Raw genomic sequence first — 2,068 nt, forward strand, 5'->3', positions numbered from 1 at the left:
AAACTCTCGCGAACCATCGCCAGCTTCTGCTCCGCCGTCCAGCGCCGCCGGCGCTCCGGGCCCGTCAACACTTCCATCACTTCCTGCCTGGTGTTAGTCAAAAACACAGTCTTATGCCTACCCGTTATTGTAAGTGGGTGACTGTGTCCGGCGTTTCAGGGGGCTGCTCCAAATCTTAAACCACGCCGCTCGCGCGCTAAATCTGTCGAACGCGTCGACGACTTCCCTTTCGTGCTGGAAGAAGCCCCTTACGATGGCTTTACCTCACGCTTCCTTCCCGACCGTAACCGGCCAGCCTTCCCGTGGCAGAGCGCCGTCGATCGCCTGCTCGCCACCGCAGGCTTTGTGCCCGGCAACCATGTGCTCCTCTCCGTCAATTACCGCTCCCAGCAATTGACCATCTCGCCCGATCACCACTACCGGATCGCCAATCGCGACATGACCGAGCAGGAGATTCTGGATCGCATCCGTGACGAGCAGCAACTCGCCGCTGAACGACGACATCGCCGTCGACCTCCTTCGAAACAGGCCTAAACACCGAGCCCGGCATCCGCCGGGCTCAGTCGTTCAGCTAAAAAAGATGTTCTTCAACACCACGTACACAATGAAACTCATCATCGCGGTGAAGGCAATAACCCCAACTATCTTTTGCCCACGTGTTTTAGGAGCCGAGCCTGGAATTCCAACCATATTTACCACCTAATCCCTGTCTTACCTTGATCATTACTGTACCCGCCACCGACACCACCAACGTTAGTGTTCTTCCCGGCGCTAACCCCACCACCAACACCAATAATGGTCGCAGTTCCATTACCCGGCGAATTCATGATGCCTGTGCCAAATATGCCGTAAGCACCAGTCATGCCACCGGCATAGCCTCCAGCAAAGTTATTTGTCTGGCCAGGAGCGACGCTCGTTCGATTGAGCCAGCCGGCAGTAATACTTGCTGATGCCTGAACTGGATTGGGAAGCGCCATATTGACACCAGTTCCGAAGAACGCATTTCCATCCCGCGTAAACGTTCCCCACACACTGCCCACGAAATAATCAATCTGGAAGTTCACAAAGTCCGGTGCACGGACCAAGCCCGGATTCTTGCCCGTCGTCGTCGCCTGATACGAGAACCCGCTACCCTGCGCTCCCTTCGCAATATACGCCTGCAAATCAGGATCGCCCGGACCCAACGATTGCGTCCACACCGTCTGACCCGCCTTGTTCACGCCATACCGCGTCCACTCCGTACCGTCCTGCGGCATCTCTCCCGACGCTACTCGAACATTGCCCGGCAACACCCCTCCATCGCTCATCACCAGATCCATTTGCGCCATCTGGTCTTGAATCTGCTGCACCGTGTATTTGCCATCGCTTTCCGCTGCCAGCTTCTTCGCCAGCGTCTGCTCCTTCGCCTTACCGTCCTCGTGCAACTGCCGATTAAACCGATCCACACTCGCCCCAGTCAGCGCTCCCGCCCCACCGCCAACCAAAGCGCCAGTTCCGCCAGCCAGCACATTCGACGCCAGATTCCCCAGCAACTCATCCGCGTTCGCGTTACCAGTCGCCCCGACCTCTTTGATCGACTTCGCAATCTCATTCAGTTGCGGCGCAAGCTTCGCCGACAAGCCCGAACCCGCCGCCCCGCCCACTGCACCCAAACCGCCGCCGGTCAGGCCGCCCGTCAATGCGCCACCAGCAATATGCAGTGCAGCCCGACTGTCGCCGCCCTCAGCCCAGTCCCTCACTTCCTGCTGATACTGAGCCTTAAGCGCCGGATCGCTCGTGCCATCCGCGTTCTTCTGCGCTTCATCGTGCTTCTTGTCCGAATACGATCCAATCTGCTTCGCAATCGTCTCCGCTGCCGCCTGCGCCGCATTGATGAGATCCGACTGATTGCTCAACACCTGTTGCAGATCCGGCGTCTGGCTGACCGTCCCATTAAGATTCGACGTGTCGCGCTCCAACGTCGCCACGTCCTGCTTCTGGTTCGCCTTGTCCGAATACGATCCAATCTGCTTCGCAATCGTCTCCGCTGCCGCCTGCGCCGCATTGATGAGATCCGACTGATTGCTCA

The 2,068-nt window shown here is 58.1% G+C and carries 1 protein-coding gene and 1 pseudogene; one reads left to right on the forward strand and one right to left on the reverse strand.

The window, feature by feature from the left end; genetic code table 11:
• Nucleotides 1-231 precede the first annotated feature (231 nt).
• On the forward strand, nucleotides 232-534 hold the full coding sequence (locus KH616_RS24440) for a hypothetical protein (protein ID WP_292253810.1): 303 nt from the start codon (nucleotides 232-234) through the stop codon (nucleotides 532-534).
• A gap of 158 nt (nucleotides 535-692) precedes the next feature.
• Here the strand turns inward: KH616_RS24440 and KH616_RS24445 are convergent.
• Nucleotides 693-2,068, reverse strand: a pseudogene (locus KH616_RS24445) (cell surface protein); the annotation flags it as partial.

Source organism: Burkholderia sp. (assembly GCF_018375725.1).
Classification (GTDB): domain Bacteria; phylum Pseudomonadota; class Gammaproteobacteria; order Burkholderiales; family Burkholderiaceae; genus Burkholderia.